At 63.0% G+C, this 16,582-nt stretch carries 20 protein-coding genes and 1 tRNA gene; 15 read left to right on the plus strand and 6 right to left on the minus strand.

Going from position 1 to position 16,582, the window contains the following annotated elements; genetic code table 11:
• Nucleotides 1-192 precede the first annotated feature (192 nt).
• From RJT68_RS01480 to RJT68_RS01540, 13 genes are all read left to right on the plus strand, one after another.
• Nucleotides 193-1,542 carry a CobW family GTP-binding protein gene (locus RJT68_RS01480; protein WP_407038613.1) on the plus strand — a complete coding sequence of 450 codons (1,350 nt, stop codon included), beginning with the start codon at nucleotides 193-195 and terminating at the stop codon, nucleotides 1,540-1,542.
• Between the two features lie 105 nt (nucleotides 1,543-1,647).
• Nucleotides 1,648-2,223, plus strand: coding sequence for a MogA/MoaB family molybdenum cofactor biosynthesis protein (locus tag RJT68_RS01485; protein WP_407038614.1), 576 nt, complete (start codon nucleotides 1,648-1,650; stop codon nucleotides 2,221-2,223).
• Nucleotides 2,224-2,353: 130 nt separating this feature from the next.
• Nucleotides 2,354-2,482, plus strand: a complete 129-nt coding sequence (locus RJT68_RS01490) for a hypothetical protein (protein WP_407038615.1) — start codon at nucleotides 2,354-2,356, stop codon at nucleotides 2,480-2,482.
• Between the two features lie 129 nt (nucleotides 2,483-2,611).
• Nucleotides 2,612-2,720 (plus strand) — tRNA-Ile (locus RJT68_RS01495).
• A 171-nt stretch (nucleotides 2,721-2,891) separates the two neighbouring features.
• Nucleotides 2,892-3,131: a DUF7563 family protein gene (locus RJT68_RS01500; RefSeq protein ID WP_407038616.1), complete on the plus strand. Its 240-nt coding sequence runs from the start codon at nucleotides 2,892-2,894 to the stop codon at nucleotides 3,129-3,131.
• On the plus strand, nucleotides 3,124-3,708 hold the full coding sequence (locus RJT68_RS01505; protein ID WP_407038617.1) for a J domain-containing protein: 585 nt from the start codon (nucleotides 3,124-3,126) through the stop codon (nucleotides 3,706-3,708). The genes RJT68_RS01500 and RJT68_RS01505 overlap by 8 nt, the downstream gene beginning before the upstream one ends.
• Complete coding sequence (locus RJT68_RS01510; RefSeq protein ID WP_407038618.1) at nucleotides 3,701-3,976, plus strand: hypothetical protein; 276 nt, start codon at nucleotides 3,701-3,703, stop codon at nucleotides 3,974-3,976. The genes RJT68_RS01505 and RJT68_RS01510 overlap by 8 nt, the downstream gene beginning before the upstream one ends.
• Nucleotides 3,973-4,407, plus strand: a complete 435-nt coding sequence (locus tag RJT68_RS01515; protein WP_407038619.1) for a hypothetical protein — start codon at nucleotides 3,973-3,975, stop codon at nucleotides 4,405-4,407. The genes RJT68_RS01510 and RJT68_RS01515 overlap by 4 nt, the downstream gene beginning before the upstream one ends.
• Nucleotides 4,404-4,532, plus strand: coding sequence for a hypothetical protein (locus RJT68_RS01520; protein ID WP_407038620.1), 129 nt, complete (start codon nucleotides 4,404-4,406; stop codon nucleotides 4,530-4,532). Before RJT68_RS01515 ends, RJT68_RS01520 begins: the two co-directional genes overlap by 4 nt.
• 112 nt (nucleotides 4,533-4,644) lie before the next feature.
• Nucleotides 4,645-5,163: a hypothetical protein gene (locus tag RJT68_RS01525; protein ID WP_407038621.1), complete on the plus strand. Its 519-nt coding sequence runs from the start codon at nucleotides 4,645-4,647 to the stop codon at nucleotides 5,161-5,163.
• On the plus strand, nucleotides 5,163-5,684 hold the full coding sequence (locus tag RJT68_RS01530; protein ID WP_407038622.1) for a DUF488 family protein, N3 subclade: 522 nt from the start codon (nucleotides 5,163-5,165) through the stop codon (nucleotides 5,682-5,684). Before RJT68_RS01525 ends, RJT68_RS01530 begins: the two co-directional genes overlap by 1 nt.
• Complete coding sequence (locus RJT68_RS01535; RefSeq protein ID WP_407038623.1) at nucleotides 5,684-5,884, plus strand: hypothetical protein; 201 nt, start codon at nucleotides 5,684-5,686, stop codon at nucleotides 5,882-5,884. The genes RJT68_RS01530 and RJT68_RS01535 overlap by 1 nt, the downstream gene beginning before the upstream one ends.
• A complete protein-coding gene (locus tag RJT68_RS01540; RefSeq protein ID WP_407038624.1) occupies nucleotides 5,881-7,503 on the plus strand; it encodes a DUF7845 domain-containing protein in 1,623 nt (540 codons plus the stop codon). The genes RJT68_RS01535 and RJT68_RS01540 overlap by 4 nt, the downstream gene beginning before the upstream one ends.
• Nucleotides 7,504-7,829: 326 nt before the next feature.
• Here RJT68_RS01540 and RJT68_RS01545 read toward each other — a convergent pair whose 3' ends face one another.
• Complete coding sequence (locus tag RJT68_RS01545; protein WP_407038625.1) at nucleotides 7,830-8,459, minus strand: hypothetical protein; 630 nt, start codon at nucleotides 8,457-8,459, stop codon at nucleotides 7,830-7,832.
• A gap of 128 nt (nucleotides 8,460-8,587) precedes the next feature.
• The gene (locus RJT68_RS01550; RefSeq protein ID WP_407038626.1) at nucleotides 8,588-11,443 is read right to left on the minus strand and encodes a BGTF surface domain-containing protein; all 2,856 of its coding nucleotides are present in this window, start codon (nucleotides 11,441-11,443) and stop codon (nucleotides 8,588-8,590) included.
• 496 nt (nucleotides 11,444-11,939) lie between these two features.
• Between RJT68_RS01550 and RJT68_RS01555 the strand changes: the two genes are divergently transcribed.
• Together RJT68_RS01555 and RJT68_RS01560 are read left to right on the plus strand one after the other, a co-directional pair.
• Entirely contained in the window at nucleotides 11,940-12,278 is a 339-nt protein-coding gene (locus RJT68_RS01555) for a hypothetical protein (RefSeq protein WP_407038627.1), read from the plus strand.
• A 216-nt stretch (nucleotides 12,279-12,494) separates the two neighbouring features.
• The gene (locus RJT68_RS01560; RefSeq protein ID WP_407038628.1) at nucleotides 12,495-12,785 is read left to right on the plus strand and encodes a DUF7692 domain-containing protein; all 291 of its coding nucleotides are present in this window, start codon (nucleotides 12,495-12,497) and stop codon (nucleotides 12,783-12,785) included.
• 711 nt (nucleotides 12,786-13,496) lie between these two features.
• On the opposite strand, the gene RJT68_RS01565 is transcribed toward RJT68_RS01560, so the two are convergent.
• From RJT68_RS01565 to RJT68_RS01580, 4 genes are all read right to left on the minus strand, one after another.
• Nucleotides 13,497-13,880, minus strand: a complete 384-nt coding sequence (locus tag RJT68_RS01565; RefSeq protein WP_407038629.1) for a hypothetical protein — start codon at nucleotides 13,878-13,880, stop codon at nucleotides 13,497-13,499.
• A gap of 154 nt (nucleotides 13,881-14,034) precedes the next feature.
• On the minus strand, nucleotides 14,035-15,207 hold the full coding sequence (locus RJT68_RS01570) for a hypothetical protein (protein WP_407038630.1): 1,173 nt from the start codon (nucleotides 15,205-15,207) through the stop codon (nucleotides 14,035-14,037).
• Nucleotides 15,204-16,004: a hypothetical protein gene (locus RJT68_RS01575; protein ID WP_407038631.1), complete on the minus strand. Its 801-nt coding sequence runs from the start codon at nucleotides 16,002-16,004 to the stop codon at nucleotides 15,204-15,206. Before RJT68_RS01575 ends, RJT68_RS01570 begins: the two co-directional genes overlap by 4 nt.
• Complete coding sequence (locus RJT68_RS01580; RefSeq protein WP_407038632.1) at nucleotides 16,001-16,576, minus strand: hypothetical protein; 576 nt, start codon at nucleotides 16,574-16,576, stop codon at nucleotides 16,001-16,003. The genes RJT68_RS01575 and RJT68_RS01580 overlap by 4 nt, the downstream gene beginning before the upstream one ends.
• Nucleotides 16,577-16,582: the final 6 nt, after the last annotated feature.

Here is a 16,582-nt window from a genome sequence, read left to right on the forward strand (position 1 = left end):
CCAAACAGCCTCTCCCTCCCCAACCGACTCGTTCGCTCGTTTCACTCGCTCACTCCCCCCTCGCACGATGTCGGCGATGGGCCCTCGCAATTGCTCGGACCCATCGCCAGCGCGCGCCAAATGTCACTCAGAGCTCAACGGAGAACCGTAAGAGCAACGTGAACTCGAGCCCGCGAACGAGTACCGAACTCCATGTCCGTCCCTGCGACCATCCTCTGTGGCGGCCTCGGCGCCGGCAAGACGACGCTACTCTCCCGGCTTCTCGAGACGGTCGACCGAGACGTGGCCGTCCTCGTCAACGACTTCGGCGACGTGAACGTCGGCGAGATTCCGACGGAATCTCGGGAAGGGGAACGGGGAGTGAAACGACCCGTGAGCGACGCCGACCTCGTGGAGGCGCGCACCGACCTCGAGACCGGCGAGGAGGTCGTCGCCCTCGAGAACGGCTGCATCTGCTGCAGCCTCGGCGGCGAACTCTCGCGGTCGGTGATCCGCCTCGCGCGGCGCCACGAGTTCGACCACCTGGTCGTCGAGGCCTCCGGCGTCGGGGAACCCGAACCGATCGCCCGGCAGTTCGTCCGCGGCCCCGCGGCCGGCTCCTACGACCTCGACTCCGTCGTCACCGTCGTCGACGCGCGGGCGTTCCACGACGCGTTCGTCGACGTGGAGGCCGATTCGGGGGAGCAGCCGACTCGAGCGGGCGTCGACGATACCGGAAGCCGCCCGCTCGCGGATCTCTGGCTCGAGCAGGTCGAGTTCTGCGACCTCCTGGTCGTCAACAAGTGCGACCTCGTCGACGAGGACGAGCGCGACCGCGTGGGGGCGCTGCTCGAGACGCTCCAGCCCCGCGCGGAGACCGTGACGACCGAGTACGGGCGTCTCGATCCCGACGTCGTGCTCGAGAACGAGCGGTTCGACCTCGAGACGGCAGCGGCGTCGGCGGGGTGGAAGCGGGCGCTCGAGGCCGACGAGGACGATCACGGCCACTCCCCCGACCGCGATCACGAGGACGGAACCGCAGACCACCATCACGAGCACCAGCACGGGCATGACCACGACCACGAACATGACCACGACCACCAGCCGGAGCGGTACGGCATCGAGGTCGAGACCTACCACCGTCGCCGCCCCGTTCACCCCGAGCGCTTCGCCGCGCTACTCGAGGACCTCCCCGCCGGCCTCGTCCGGGCGAAGGGGCTGTGCTGGATCGCCGGCCGGGAGCGCCAGGCGATCACGATGAGTCTCGCCGGGCGGCAGACGACCCTCGAGGTGACGGGCCGGTGGATCGCCAGCCTCTCCGAGGAGCGCCGGGAGGTCTACCGTCGCGGGCAGCCTGATCTCGCGTGGGACGAGGAGTGGGGCGACCGCGAGGTCCGACTTGCGCTCATCGGCCGGAATCTCGACTTCGACGACCTGTTCGCCCGACTGGACGACTGCTTGCTGACCGACCGGGAGATGGATCGGATGGAGGAGTGGAGGGCGTGGGAGAACCCTGCCCCTACCGGAACGGGGGAGACGCGGTCGGTCTCGAGTCAGGAGTAACGGACGGTCTCGAGTCAGGAATGACGGTCGGGCGAACGCGACAACGGTCCTCGAGCGCGAGAGACGACGGTGGGTTATTTCGCCCGCGAGCGTAGAGTGGTGGGTATGACCGACGATCGACGCACGACCGACGACCACGGCCACGACGTCATCCACCCGCTGCACGTCGCGATCGTGACCGTGTCGACCTCTCGAGCGGCCGAAGTGGACCCCGACGACCCCGGCGGAGACACGATCCAGGAGTGTTTCGAGGACGAGGGCCACGAGGTGGTCGAGCGCGTCCTCGTCCGGGACGACTACGCGGCGATCCGGACCGCCGTGCGGGGGCTGGTCGCCCGCCGAGACGTCGACGTGGTCCTGACGACCGGCGGGACGGGCGTGACCGCGGACGACGTCTCACCCGAAGCGACGTCGTCGCTGTTCGAGCGCGAGTTGCCCGGATTCGGCGAACTCTTCCGCTCGCTCTCGTGGGACGAAGTGGGGACGCGGGCGATGTCCTCGAGGGCGACCGCGGGCATCGCGGTGGACACGCCGGTGTTCTGTCTCCCTGGAAGTACGAACGCCTGCCGGACCGCCTGCGAGAAGCTGATCGTCCCCGAGGCACCGCATCTGGCGGGGCTCGCGACGAGCCACCGCGCGGGGACCACGGAGCAGACGCTCGCCGATTACGACGACGAGTGAGCCTGGGCCGGACGTTGTGCGCGGGTGGTGGCTGGGACTCCCGCGGTTCGGATATCGAACGTACTCGTTCTGATCGGTCAACTCGCCTGGGACAGCGTTTTTCCCCTCCGGACGAGTAGTTGGTACTGCTATGTGCCACCACTTCGAAGACGTCACGAAACTCGGCGAGGACGAGCGCGAGGAGGTCCTCGAGTTCCACGAGGAGGAGGAACTCGAGGCCGAGCTGAGCGACGAGGAACTCGAGTCGCTGCGCGCGTGAGGACGGGGCGTCTCGAGCGGTAACGCTGGTTTTTGTTCGGAACGGCACGAGGGTCGACCGCGGGGACTCGAGACCCCGGGAACGAAAAGGGTAAAGTGACACGGGAGATACCTTCCCATCAGCGACTGCGGGCCCTTAGCTCAGTCTGGTGAGAGCGCTCGGCTCATATCGAACGTCGGTCTCGAGGCCGGGTTCGGGAGATACCGAGTGGTCGATGGTTCGAATCCGTCAGGGCCCATCCGCAAAAAACCCGAAGTGTGGCCGAAACGGATTCGGCCGCTAACGCGGGACTGAACCACCCGAAACGCTTCTTTTCCGTTTCGGAAACGACGGTCTGCGAACCGGAACCGAACCAGCCGCTGGTTCCGGGTCTCCGCCGTCTTGCGGAATTCGGAGCCGAAACGCGGGGGTGGTCGGCGTGACGGTCGCCCCGTGGCCGTCGGTTGATCACTCGACGTGCTTCCACTGCGGAGCCCACGTCACCGACCGCTTCCGCCGCGTCTTCGGCGACGACGCCGGTCGAGCCCACCGTTGCGGTGAGTGTGACACCTACGTCCGTCTGAGTCGCGGCAGCGCCGCGGGTGTCGACGTTCCAGTTCCGGACCCGGAGACGTCGCCCGGTCGCCACGGAGGTGAGGCGGATGTCTGAGCGCCTCGAGTGGCCGCCGGAACTCGAGCGGACGTCAGCCGACGAGCGCGAATCGACGTCGAAGTTCGACGTCACACTCGGCGCCGCGATCAAGGACATCAAGCGCGAGATGGACCGCCTCGAGGTCGACCACTGGCGACTGTCGACGGCGATGCCCCAGCGGAAGACCGACGGGCTGCCGTACGCGAGTGCGGCCGAACCGGACGATCCCGGCGCCGTACTCCGATGGGCGATGGGCGGCGATCAGTTTGCGATCGGGTGCGACGCCTACACGCGCGTTCGCGACAACGTTCGGGCGATCGGGCTCTACGTCGCCGAGAAGCGTCGGATGGAGAAACGGCCGGTGACCACCGGTCAATCTGAGTTCGCGACGGCCCGGTTGCCGCCAGCTGATGACGGCGCCGTCGTCGCCGAGGTGCCGCCCCACGAGGTCCTCGAGATCGCCCCCGACGCCGCGCCCGAGGTCATCAGGGCGGCGGCTCGAGCGAAAAAGAAAGAGACGCACCCGGATAGAGGTGGCTCGCGAGCGGCGTTCCAGCGCGTCGTTGCGGCCGAGGAGGCGATGCGCGATGACTGAGCAGGTCGACCCCCGGGACCTTCCGACCGGCTTCACTCCCGCGGTCCTCGAGTTGCGCGACGACCTGGTGTACGTCGCGGACGTCTCGCTTCACGACTCCGGGTGGCTCGAGTTCGTCGAGTGGACTGGCGAGCGTGGGCTACTCCCGCCGCACCAGTGCGGCCGCGTCAAGTTCGTCCCGACGGAGGTCGACGAGCAGATGCGACGTCGGGTCGGGATCGACGATCTCCGCAGCCGGGCGCTGCCGAAACGGGAGGTGGTTCGATGAGCGGTGGTGTCTGTGAGTCCTGTGGGCTCGAGAAGATCGGCGGGAAGTGCCTCACCCGGTGGTGTGACGATCGGCACCCGATCGTCGACGAGGTCCTCGGAGAACTGAGCGGACGCGATCGCGAAGTCCGAACCGACGGCGGTACGTCCTCGAGCGGAACTGAACGTGAGCATCACCTGTTTCTCGGAAAGCGGTGGGGCGAGAAGGCTCAGGAGAACGTCGAGAAGTGGGGATTGCAGGACGTAGAGACATTGCTACTCGCCGCTGTTGAGGAACAGGGCGAACTGACTCAAGCGGTGCTCGAAGCCCGTGATGAAAACGGTGACCCGTCCCGGATTCAGGACGAACTCGACGATCTGGCTGCGCTGATGTTCCAACTTCAGTGGGCAATTGACGAGCATTCACTACCGAAGGATGGTGGTTCGCGATGACGGCCGAGTTCGTCCCCGCGAGCCGCCTCTACGACGTCCACCGGGGTGAACCAACGGTCCCGTACTGGGTCGCCGTCACGCGGGCGCTGGTAACCGAGACGGACCCTCGAGGTGGTGCGGCGTGACCCGACTCGTCGAGGACGACGAGTGCGAGCGGTGTGACGCGACGGTCCCCGCCACCCGCCGCCTCTGTTCCGACTGTGCTCGAGAGGTGCGGCGTGCTCGAGGTGGTCCGCTGTGAGCTCCCGAGCGTCGGAACTCGAGAGTCCGAAAGCGAGCGGCGACGCGATCGAGAGCTACGTCGTCGAGCAGGTCCGCCCGCTCGAGTACGTTGGTGATCGAACAGCGACGTGGCACGACGCGCGGACGACCGGCCTTCTCGAGCCGAGCGATGGGCTCCAGTTCTACAGCATCGTAGTCATCGAGCCCGAGACACCGGTCGAGATCAAGGCCTGTCAATTCGAGACGTCCAACGGAGCCCGGTCGACGCACGGCCGGTTCTACGTCAAGCGAGCGGCGCACGAGCGGCTTCTCGAGGCGGCCGGGATGTATCTGTTCGTCGTCTACCTCCCCCGTCCTGGGCTTCCGCAGGTAGCCCGTGCGGTCGTTCCCGCGTCGATCGTCGACGAGTTGCTTCGCGGACGGTGGTACGACGTCGGCGGATCGCGCTCGGAAAACGAGGTCGCGAAACTGGCCTGGCCGAACGTGATCGACCCCGAAACCGTCGACCCGCGGGCACCGGTGGGTGGTTTCTGATGACGGTGCGAACGACCTACTTCGGTGGGTTGAACGCACACGTCGAGCCCACCGAGGGGGACGACGTGTTCGGCGTCGTGCGCTATCCGCGGGAGTTCGTCGAACGTCTCACCGACCGGAATATTCCGGCCGTCGCGCCACCCGACAACCTGCTGAACGCTTACAAGTCCGTCGAGGAGGCCGCTGAGCGCAACGGCGAGCCGAACCCCGCGGCGATCGCCTGGGACTCCGTTAGCTTCGAGCCGCGGTATCTCGCCTATCTTGAGCGGACGGGTCCGCGTCGGATCATCGACGAGCTCCGCGAGCGCGCTCGCGACCGTGACGTGTGGCTCGTCTGCTGGGAGAAAGACGCCCGCTGGTGTCATCGTCGGCTGCTCGCGAACGCGATCGTCGCCGACCTCGAGGACGTCGAGGTGGTTCACCATCCCGATCCGTCGACGATCCCGATTGACGACGAGCGGGAGGCCGACGAAACGGACGAGTCCGGCCCGACGCTCGCGGACTTCGCCGGAGGTGCGTGATGGCGGACCTGACCGCCTTCGGCCTCGAGCTGCGGGACTCGTCTGAGGACGAGCCCGCGGAGGAATCGGAACCCGAGTCGGAAGCGATCTGGACGGAGTGCCTCGAGTGCGGTTGCGCCGGGTACGACGTCAAGATTCGGTCGGTGTACTCCGTTCCGCTGTGTCCGGCGTGCTTCGCTGAACGGGAGGGGTTGAAGTGACGCAGCCGGAGACGACCCCGCACGAGATCGAGGGCCGCTGGAAGTGGTCCGACTGGGGACGCGGCCCGTACGATGCGCTCTCGATGGTGATGCTCGGCCCACCGTTCGAGGGGTACCACGAGTTCGACGTCGAGGTTGACGGCGAGCCGTGGCACCTCAAGGTCCACTACAACAAGTCGGCGTTCGCACCCCGTCTAAGCGACGGAATCAACGCCGAACGGCTCTACGAGTGGAACATCGTCGGTCGCGGTCCCGGCGAATCGAAGGCGTCGTTCAACATCTCGCCACGGTTCCCGAACATCCGCCACTGGGAGTCGGGCGAGCCGATTAGCCTTCCGTGGGAATCCCAGTTCGGCGAGGTCGACGGCGTGGACGTCGAGTTCCATACCTCGAACATCGAACCGGAACGCGGCCTCGAGCTGTTGCCGGAGTTCTACGCGGCGGTCTTCGCCGAGGCGGGCGAGTGGGTCCACCGAGAGTATTTCCGGAAGCCGCCGCACCCGACCTACAGCCGGATATGGGCGTACGAGCGGTACGTTCGAATCCGGCGAGAGTGGGCCGAGCGACTGGCACGGTCGGGTGTGCTCCACCGGGTGATGCACCTGCTGGCCGACGAGAAGGGAACGAAAGCCGAGCTGAAGATCGACAACGAAGAGGAGATCAACCACCAGAACCGGCTGGTACTTAGCCCCGCGTCGGTCGCGAAGCTGTTCCCCGGCCACACCTACGGCCGAAAACTCGAGATCTACCTCTTGAAAGATGCGAACGCGGTCGACAAGGATCACCCGTCGTACCATCCGAAGGTCGAGGTCCTGGTGAACAAGAAGATGAACGACCGCGAGTCGTGGGCGTGGGCCGATCGCCACGAGGTCACCGAGGAGATCGAGGAGACGATCGTGAACGCGCTCGCGTGGGAAGACATTCCGCTGAACCCGGACGCCAGCGGTGTGTACGTCCCCGACGCGCATTTCGACGCGGTGGCTCGAGAGCAGCCCGTCGAGATCTACGAGGACCCGACGCCCCGCCTCGAGGCGAAGGCCGATCATCTGCTCATGACGACACTTCGGGACATGGGCGAGACCGCTCGAGAAGTCACTGAGCGAGTCGCGACGGACGGCGGTGGCTACGTCGACGAGCTCGCCGACGAGCTGGGCAAGCATCCCGCAACGATCTACCGTGCGATCTCCGACCTGGGCGACATCCTCGAACTCGATGACGGATCGGTGTCGTTCCGGGCTCGGAAGTACCGTGAGGAGTTGCGCGCGCTCATCGAGAGCGCCGAGTACGCGATCGAGAGTTACGCCGACCGCATTCAACACCTGATGGGGTTGGCGGATCACGTCGCCGAGTCGTCGCCGTTCCAGAAGTGGCTCGCGACCAACGGCGCCGACCTCGAATTCGACGACGACGGTGAACCGCGACGGATGCGGATCGATGCGGTTCTCTCCCGACTGAAGTCGAGTAGCTTCGAGAGCGTCCACGAGGTCGCTCGTGAAGCCCTCGAGACGTGGTCGAAGTCAGGGAACGACCCGGCGGTTCTGAGTCGGACGGAGATCGTCTGGCGGACGCCAGGCGGTGGGACGGAGGTCGGATTCGTCGGGGCTGTCGCCGGCCGCTGAAACGGCCAGCGTAGTGGCAACGCTATTTCGCACCTTATTTTCAGCAAGTAGAATTGTACTGTATCAGCTACTGTTCAGATTCGGTTGTGGTTCTCTCGCCGAGGGGCTCGAGTGCGGCGCGATCGCGCCGCGTCGCCTGCGGGGTCGTTTCGCGCTTCGCGCGAACGCCCCCTTGGCGGGTGTCCCCAAGGGGACAGCGCAAAAAAATTACACCACCCCGCCCCCGCCTCCGCACGGAGAACTCCAGGTGAAGCACACGAAACAGGGGTCGACTCCGCCTCGAGCCCAACCTTCGGTCTCCAGGCTCCACACGATAGCGGTCCGTCTCAGTCCCGTTTCTCGATCGCCATCTCGTTGTCGGCGGTGATCGGATCGCACGCGTACTCCTCAGCGACCCGGAAGTACTCGAGGATGTAGCGCACGTCTCCGTAGATCGCATCGATTGCCTCGAGGTCGGACTTCGTCATCACGTCCTCCTGGTCGGCGTAGAGCTCCGAGAGGGCGTAGTCGTCCAGGCGGGCGGCCGTGCCGTGTCCCGTCGTGTAGCGGCGATTGGGATAGTTCTCGTAGTGGTCGCGGTCGATAATCCACCGCGTCCCATCGGTCCGTTCCTCGAGGACGACAGTCGGATACTTCTCGAGGCGGCGCTCGCCGAGATGGTGCAAGATCCAGTCGTACACCACGTGGTTGACGCTCGATTGCAGGACGTTCCGTTTCGAGAAGTCGATCGCCTCGAGGTGGTCGCGGTTCTCCTCGACGAAGCACTCGGCTGCGCGGTACTCGTCTCCCTCGAGGTAGTAGACGACCGTGAAATTGCCCCGGCCGTGGGCGTTCCGTACCGTGGACGTCTGGTCGATCTTGATCCGACGGAGGAGCGTCCGCTCCTCGAGATTCAGATCACTGGCGTCCACCTGGGTCTGAGGCGCTTCCTGGAGGTTGTCAAAGGCCGTCGTCACTATCGCGAGTTCGTCTGTCAGTCGTTATAAATTCGTCGAGTGGGACGGACAACGCTCTCGCTACGAGATGTAGCATTCGAAAAAATGCGGTGTTCGAGAGCCGGACGAAGTCCGGTAGTTAGCTGTGTTTAGTCCTGGCGGCGCAGCGCGAGCATGGCTGCGGCGAGGAGTGCGACGAGCGCGACAGCGACACCGAAGCCGGGCGATCCGTCTTCGTCGTCGTCGTCGGACGAGCTGTCGTCGTCGTCGGACGAGCTGTCGTCGTCGTCGGACGAGCTGTCGTCGTCGTCGGACGAGCTGTCGTCATCGTCGGACGAGGTGTCCTCGTTGACGGTCAGCGTACCGTCTTCGGAGACGTCGAAGTCGCCATTGTCGGCAGTGACTTCCCAGTCGTGGTCACCAGCGTCGAGGTCTTCGGCCTCGAGGGTGGTGGACTCGGAGTCCTCACCGTCGATGTCGAGTTCCTCGTCGTAGGTCTCGTCGCCGATCGTGAGTTCGACGGTCGCGGTGGTTTCTTCGTCCTTGTTGTTGTCAACAGTGACGTCGAATTCCGCGGCGTCGCCTTCGTCGATCTCGGACGGTGCGTCGACGTCAAGCTCGAGTTCGTCTTCCTTCTCGTCGCCTTCGCCGTCAGCTTCGACGAGCTCGCCCTCGAGATCATCTTCTTCGCCACCCTGCTCCTCAGCGGAGAGTTCGTACTCGATTCCGGCGTCGTACTCGCTCAGGTCGTGGGTGAGGGTGTACGTACCGTCATCGTCGACTTCGGCGTCACTGGTTTCAGTGAACTCACCGGAGGCGCGGATGCGGTCGTCGACTTCCGTGCCGGGTGCGACGTTCGTCTCACCGGTCACTTCTGCGTCTTCAGACGCGGGAAGTTCTTCGTTGCTGTCGTCGAGTTCGAACTCACGCTCTTCGATGCCGAACTCGGTCGTGGCTTCTTCGTCTTCCTCGTCGTCAGCAGCTTCTTCCGTCGCGTACTCGTTCTCGTGATCGAGCGAGAACGCGGCTTCGTAGTCCTCTTCGTTGAGGTCCTCGTTGAAGTCCTCGTAGTCGACGGCGAAGATCATCTCACCGTTGGACTGGTTCGCATCGACCACGCTGACGTTCTCCGAGATGTTGTAGTCGGAGTCACTTGCGTTGGTGCTCCACTCATCCTCTTCCGCGTTCAGGCTCGAGCCTTGTTCCGTGAGGTTGAGTTGGATGTCGTCGTCGACATCGTCAAAGTCCTCAGCGCCGTCGAAGTAGGTGTACAGACTGTCAGATTCGACGGTGACGAAGAGCTTGTCTTCGTCGGCCAGCATGTCAGACTCCGTGATTGTCTCGTCTTCGAAGTCGTCGATGTCCGAGACGTCAGCGTCTTCCGGAGCGACGTGCGTCGCGATCGCGTCCTCGTCGAGACCTTCACGGTCTTCGAGCACTAGGTACGCGCTGTCAGTTTCAGCGTCGTCGAACGCTTCGTAGTTGTCATCATCTTCGTAATCCGTCGAAGCGGCGATTTCGTATTCACCAGCCTCGAGCGGGTCGTCCGGCACGTTGTCGTCAGTAGCGTTTTCGATCGTCACTTCGTCGTCATCACCGTCAGCCCAGAAGATGTCACCGTTCGTATCGCCCTCGTCATCGTTAGCGTTGTGGGCTTCCGTGGTGTCCATCTGGACCGTGACTTCACCGTCATCGTCCTCGTCGGAGAGGTCGAGGTAGGTCTCGTAACCCGCCTCTTCCTCGTCACCGACCTTCATGTAGCCAGTGTCGGTTTCCTCGAGGTCGACGGTGATCTCGGCGGTGTTACTGCGAACCTCCGAGAAGTCGGATTCGGAGAACTCGGCAGTCTGGTCACCAGCTTCGGTCACGTCGACCGAGGCACTGGCTTCAGCGGTGGAGTCGACGACTTCGACGTCGAAGTCGTACTCGTCCGTGTCAATGTCGGTGAAGTCGGCATCGATGCCGTCCTCAGCGTCTTCGATCGTGACGGTGTCGTCATCTTCGTCGACGTCAACACCACTCTCGTCACCGTCGAAGATGTCGTCGAGGTCTTCGTCGTCCAGGCCGTCGGCGGAGAGTCGGACGTCGTAATCGTTGCGGACGTCAGACGAGACGTCAAGCTCCGTGTCGGCATCACTGCCGTCGTTCTTGACTTCCTCGTCAGCGAATTCGGCGTCGAGGTCCTGTTCGACCAGCTCGAACTCAACGTCTTTGTCATCGACTTTATCGCCGGATCCGTTGTCAGTTACGACGTACTGACCGTTGTCGAGACTATCCGTGTCGAAGGAGGTCGTGTCGTTGAACACGTGAGGCGTGTTCTCGAGGGAACCGACCTCTCCGTCTTCCACAGTACGGAGTTCGGCGTCCTCGCCGTTAGTTAGATCGCTAACATCAGCGGTGAGCATCTGACCAGCGTACTGCGTGCTGTCGTCAGCCTCTTCATCAGCGATGGTGAACTCAGCTTCTTCGGTGGAGTCATCATCGCCTTCACTCACGACTTCGTACGCGGAGTCTCCACGGTCGGCGTCGTCAGTGTCGACGTCGAGATCGAGGGCAATCGCAAGTTCGCCCTCATCCCCGAAGTCTTCGGAGTCAAGGTCATCTTCGGAAACGTTGACTTCGACGGTATCCGGATCATCGCCGTTGTCGACGATGTCAGCAGTTACGCCACTGCCATCACCATCGAAGGGGTCTCCGGAGCTGTTTTCGGCACTTTCCACGTCGACGCTGTCGAAGTCAAGTCCATCAACTTCTTCGAAGGTGATGTTGTGCGAACCATCGTCCGATGCGTCGAAGTCAGTGCCGTTTGTTGCGTTGAATTCTACTCTCTGATCTTGGGGGTCGTCCCCCTCGATGTTGACATCCTCTGCGTTGAGGGTCCCATCGTCTTCTACTGCCGCCGCCCCGCCCGCGAACGCAGCGGACATGGCAAAGACGGACAGCACCATCATCGCAGCAAAGAACAACGCACGTCCCTTGTCGCGATAGGTTGAGTCGCTTGTCATTTATTATGTGTTGTGTTGTTGTAGTTGTTGATTACCGCACGATGCACCAGGAGGCTCCTATCCGTCATCCACATCGTCGACCGCGTCATCGCCTGACTACTCGACCTCCCAGGTAGGGGCAATTAAATTGACTTTAGCCTCGTGTAATAAGCTTTGTGTTCCAGACTTTCACTTGCGAATAGGAAACTGCCATGACTGGTAATAGCCTATTGACCACGAGTAACGAAGAGGTACGCTGTGACTCGAGTCGGCCGACCGGCGCGTCGAAAGAGTAAAGATCACGAGAAACTACTAATCAGCGTGTGGGAATGGTCCCACGCAACGGCCCAGTTGGGGGGCGTTCCGCGTGGTCGGGGCCAATAACCAGGTAGGGACTGTTTCTTGGTCGCCGCCACGCGGTTTTCGCTGTTCACTATCGTTCGCAGGGAACGGTCCGTTTCGGAAAGACGGAATCCGCCCTCCGAGCGTTAAGCCAGTCCAGCCCATGCTCGAGAGCATGCCACGGCTCACACCACGCGACGCGGAAGCGGTGACGGACGCGATCGTCGAAGCGCTCGAAAAATTGGGACGGCAGGGTGACGTCGACCGGATGGCTCACCGGCTCGCCCAGCTGCACGCCTCGGGGTCGACGCTCGTCGGATTCCGCCGACGCGGTCGCGAAGCGCTGCTGTTCGAGCAAACGGCGCCCGACGAGACCGGTGAACTGGCGATCTACGACGTGAGCCGAGCCGGACATGTTACCCGAATCGGTGTACTCGACAGGAGGGTGTCCCTCGAGGACTGGCTGCGAGAACACCGCTACTACCTCGACTGGGTCGCCCCACGGTTTGGATAATATATGATTACGCTCCCCTAAGGGGTTGCACGTTGCGAAGATCGATTTCCCGAATATGAACACGAGCGCGAGTTGGTCGTGTTCATATTCGGCCGCTCGCCGTGGGCATGGGCCGGACGATCGCCCCGATCGCGCCGCCCCTCGAGGCCGCCTTTATAGCTAAACCCTGTTTGAGTGACCGCAGAATTCTAGGAATAGCGGCTCGTGTTCACGAGCATGGCTCGAAACCAGACGCCCGGCTCGGTCCGAATCAGAACCGATGAGGGGAACGAATGGCGCTACGACGCGATCGAGAAAGCCGCGACGTTCTACGACTGCAACCGATCGAACGCGATCGCCTTCGCCTGCGAAGACGTCGACGGCCTTGTTCGTGCAGCTCGGCGCGTCCTCGAGCGCGACGACCTCACCGCTCGCCAGCGTCGCGAGATCGCCGAAACGCTGAGCACTCGAGCGGTCACCTTCGACGTCGATACCAACATTTCGGTGACGACGAAGGGAGAGAAGTAAGATGAACAGGGAGTTCGCTCAAAATCGGCGGTGGACAAGACGGTTGTTCACCCTGTCTGTACCTTCAGTCGAAGATACCATTCCAGGGACTTCTATTGGTAAAACCTGTTGTGAGCCCTCGAGGAGTAACACGACCACGTAGAATGCAGAACCATTATAGATATCTAGCCACAACGGATGGGATGGGCTAGGAGATAGGTGGTGGATGGTGGTTTCCAATTCCTAGCCCGTTTTAGACTCCGGAGACGAATGCCTTGAACGCCACGGTATATGTTTACGTTCGCTAATGTTTCAGCCAACAGTTTCGGAAAATTGTATTGATCGGACTTTTTGTATACTGGATACTGGGGTGATCACCGCTATCGTCCCACCGTAGTTGCTCCAAGAAAGGTGATCGACGTTGGAACGGGGAAGAGATGAGTTGCGAATGTCGTCGTGGTGGTGTCGCAGCGGTCGCCTTCACCCCCGATAGCTGAAGACTACACTCCCCCGCATCCGCCCCTCAGCATCGGACTCGCTTAATATTGACGATTAATTGATTTGTGTCGGAAATTGACGTAGCTCATTTGCTTTGGAACCCATGCTATACTTCCGCGACAAAAGCTATTATTAGTAGTTGTCTCCGATACTTGAGTGCCGGCCAGACCCCTGCTTTAGGCCGGAACTCACATCCCCCTTTCCACCCGCGCACCGTTTTACGGAACTCGAGACTCAGAAAATTGCATTGATTGGAATTTTCGCCTGTTGCGTTCCGCGATGATCGCCGCCGCCGTGCCACCGAAGCAAGGGAAGATTCGCCGCCTTCACCATCTTGTCCCGGACGATCGTGCAGCCGGAGCGTCCGTGTGGTCGGTAGACCACGAAACAGTACCACCCGTCCGCTCGCCGGAGCTTCTCGTGATACGCTCGATAGACTTTGAAGTTGCCCGGCTGGCCGTCGCTGTGCTCGAGCATAGTGCTCTTAATCTCGACGGGTGTCCCGTTCTGGAATCGCGCGTCGTGCCACGAGCTGCGCTCGAGGTGGAACCGCCGCTTTCTCGCCATCCGCTTCTCGCAGATCGTCCCGAAGTGATTCGCTCGCTTCGACCGGTTCATGCGTGCGCCTCGCGCGTGTTATATATCGACTCCTCCGCCGGGTGCCTCGAGGCGATCGCGCCGATGGGCCGCCGGGCGGCTCGTCCCTGGCGGGACTCGCCGCCCATACCTGCTGGGGGTCGCCTGCCGCTGCCAGCGTGCCATCGTCGCGGCGTCATGCGATCGTCGCCTCGACGCTGGCAACCGCGTCCGCGTGCATCCCGTTCTCTCGATACTCGTTCCACCGTTTTCTGACCGTCTCGCGGCTCCACGGGACGAATTTCGCCACTTGCCGGTTGGACAGCCCTGCCTCTTTCGCCCGAATCGTGGTGTACAGCGCCGTCTTCTCGACGACCTCCTGTTCGTCCGGCGGGTCCTCGCCGTCCTCCTGGCGGAGATCGTGCCAACTCCACGCCGTTGCCTCGAGGGTGTCGAAACGCCAGTCTGTCGGCGGAATGCCGGAGATTGAGGCGATCTTTCCTTGCGGTTTCCGATTCCGAATTGAGTCGTAGATTGTCGCCTCTTTCAGCCCCTCTTTGTGGACGACTTTCGCCTGCTCGCGAACCATCGGGTGGACGTCGCCACCGTCGTGGCCGATGATGATGAGCGACCCGCCGTACTTGCGGATTTTGTACACGAGCGGTCCCATCTTCTGACGTGTCTCGTAGCCCTGTGCACCGCCACCCGCGGCGTGAGAGGACGCCTCGTCGAAGATGAACAGCTTCGGAACCTGCTCGTTCTCCGTGGGCTCGCCGTCGACCTTGATCCACTCGTCGAGCGCGCCGTAGTTGCTGATCCACCCGTCGCGAAGCCGTCCGGCGCCGTCCTCCCAGGGCGTCGTCTCCTCGAGCGACCGGATGTTACTCGCGACGCGTGCGCGTTCGGGTTGGAAGTGCGCCCAGCGTTGGCCGAGGAGACAGGCGAAGTCGGTCTTGCCGCTGCCAGGCTCGGCATAGATGTAGATGATCGACGCGGGGCCAGTCACGAGGTCGTCGACGTTGCCGATTGCGTTGATGCCGCTGATGTCCGCCCGCTGGTTCGTATCGCCCGTGAGGTGCTTGATGGTGGCCATGTCGCCGTTTTCCATCGCCTCACGGGCGACGCGCGTCCCCTCGATTAACTGAATGTGACGGTGTTTCTCGAGGTCTCTCGACGACGCGGGCATGAGGTCGGGGCGATCGGCCTGGAGCGGGTCGTAGTGAATCGCCCGGATGGACATGGCGCGTTCGATCTGCTCGTCTCGGATGATCGCGCCGTGGGGGAGCACCTCGCGGTTCTCGCGGTCCTGGTGGCCGTCCTGGTGCTCGCGAAACGTCGCGGCGGTGAATAGCTCCTGTTCGTCGGTCATTCGGACTTTCCTCCGTCGGTTGCTGCGGTCGCTGGGTCGGCCGCGCCCGGCTCGAGCGTGATTCCCTCCGGATTCGCGACCGGATCGTAGTCGTGTTCGTACTCTCCGAGGTCTTTGATTTCGTCGCTGTCCCACTCCTTCGCGTCCGTCTCGGCTGCCTCGAAGCGTTCCTTCACGGCCGTCTTCCGGCCCATTAGCCCACGCTCGTCGGCCTCCGCCTGGAAGTTCACGACGTCGCGCTCGATCTCGACGCCCATCCGACTGATCCGTCCGCGGAGCTTGTTGTAGGCGATCGCCGTCTCGATCAGCTGGCCGTGGATGTCCTCGAGCATGGCCTTCACCGTGACGAGTTTCGAGTCGGAGAGCTGGCTGAAGTAGCAGCCGGTGACGATGAGCGTCCCGTCTTCGCCCTGGTCGGGGTACCAATCGAACTCCCGTACCTCGAACGAGCCTTCGTCGTTCACACGGTACGGAGACGGCCCCTCGACGGTCTTCTCGCTCCACACGCCCGGCTCGACGTAGTACTTTTTCCGGACGTCGTCGACGCCGTTGATGTGGTAGACCTCGACCATATTCCGCTGCCGGAGCTTCCGCGCGCCCGTGACGAACAGGCCGAACAGCGGCGGGCCGAACAGCATGAGCGCCGCGAACCACCCGTGGACGATGGGCGGGATTCCGGGGAATTGGGGCCGGAACCACATGATGAGAACGCCGATACTGAACATCACGCCGATGACGAGCAGTTGCGCCTCGGCGAGCAGGTACGCGAACCGATCCTTCCAATTGCCGAACCTCATGCTTCGATCACTCCTGATTTCTCCGATCTGATGACGTAGGCGCCCGCGAGAAACGCCAGCAGCGTCGACAGGCCGATGCCGGAGAACAGCCCGGAGGTCCCGCCGAAGTGCTTGAACGGGTCCTTCTCGCCGTCTCCGCCCGTCGAGACCATCGCGCCGGTTCCCATCTCGAGCGACGCGCGCGTACTGAGGGCGACCGCGGCGCCGTCTCGATCGGCGACGGTGAACGTGACGGTCGTCATCCCCTCGGGAATCCGCTTCTCGTCGTAGTTGAACGAACTCGTCCCCTCCTCGAAGCTACCCGCCTCGGTCATCGCGATGCGCGTCGACTCGTCCGCCTCGATCTCGAGGGTGAACTTACCTGAATCGTATTCCCAGCCGACGATGCGCGTCTCGTTGTCGATCGGCTGGTCGTAGTCGTCGGAACTCTGCTGCTCGGCGTCGTCCTGGCCGCTCTCGTTCTCGGTGTCGTCCTCGAGCTCGTCTCGGTCGGCGTCGTCTTCCTGTGCGGCCACCGGGTCGGCCGCTGCGATCGCGCCGCCCATGCCCATCGTGAAGACTATCGCTACCACGAGAGA

It is taken from the genome of Halovalidus salilacus, assembly GCF_031852275.1.
GTDB lineage: Archaea > Halobacteriota > Halobacteria > Halobacteriales > Natrialbaceae > Halovalidus > Halovalidus salilacus.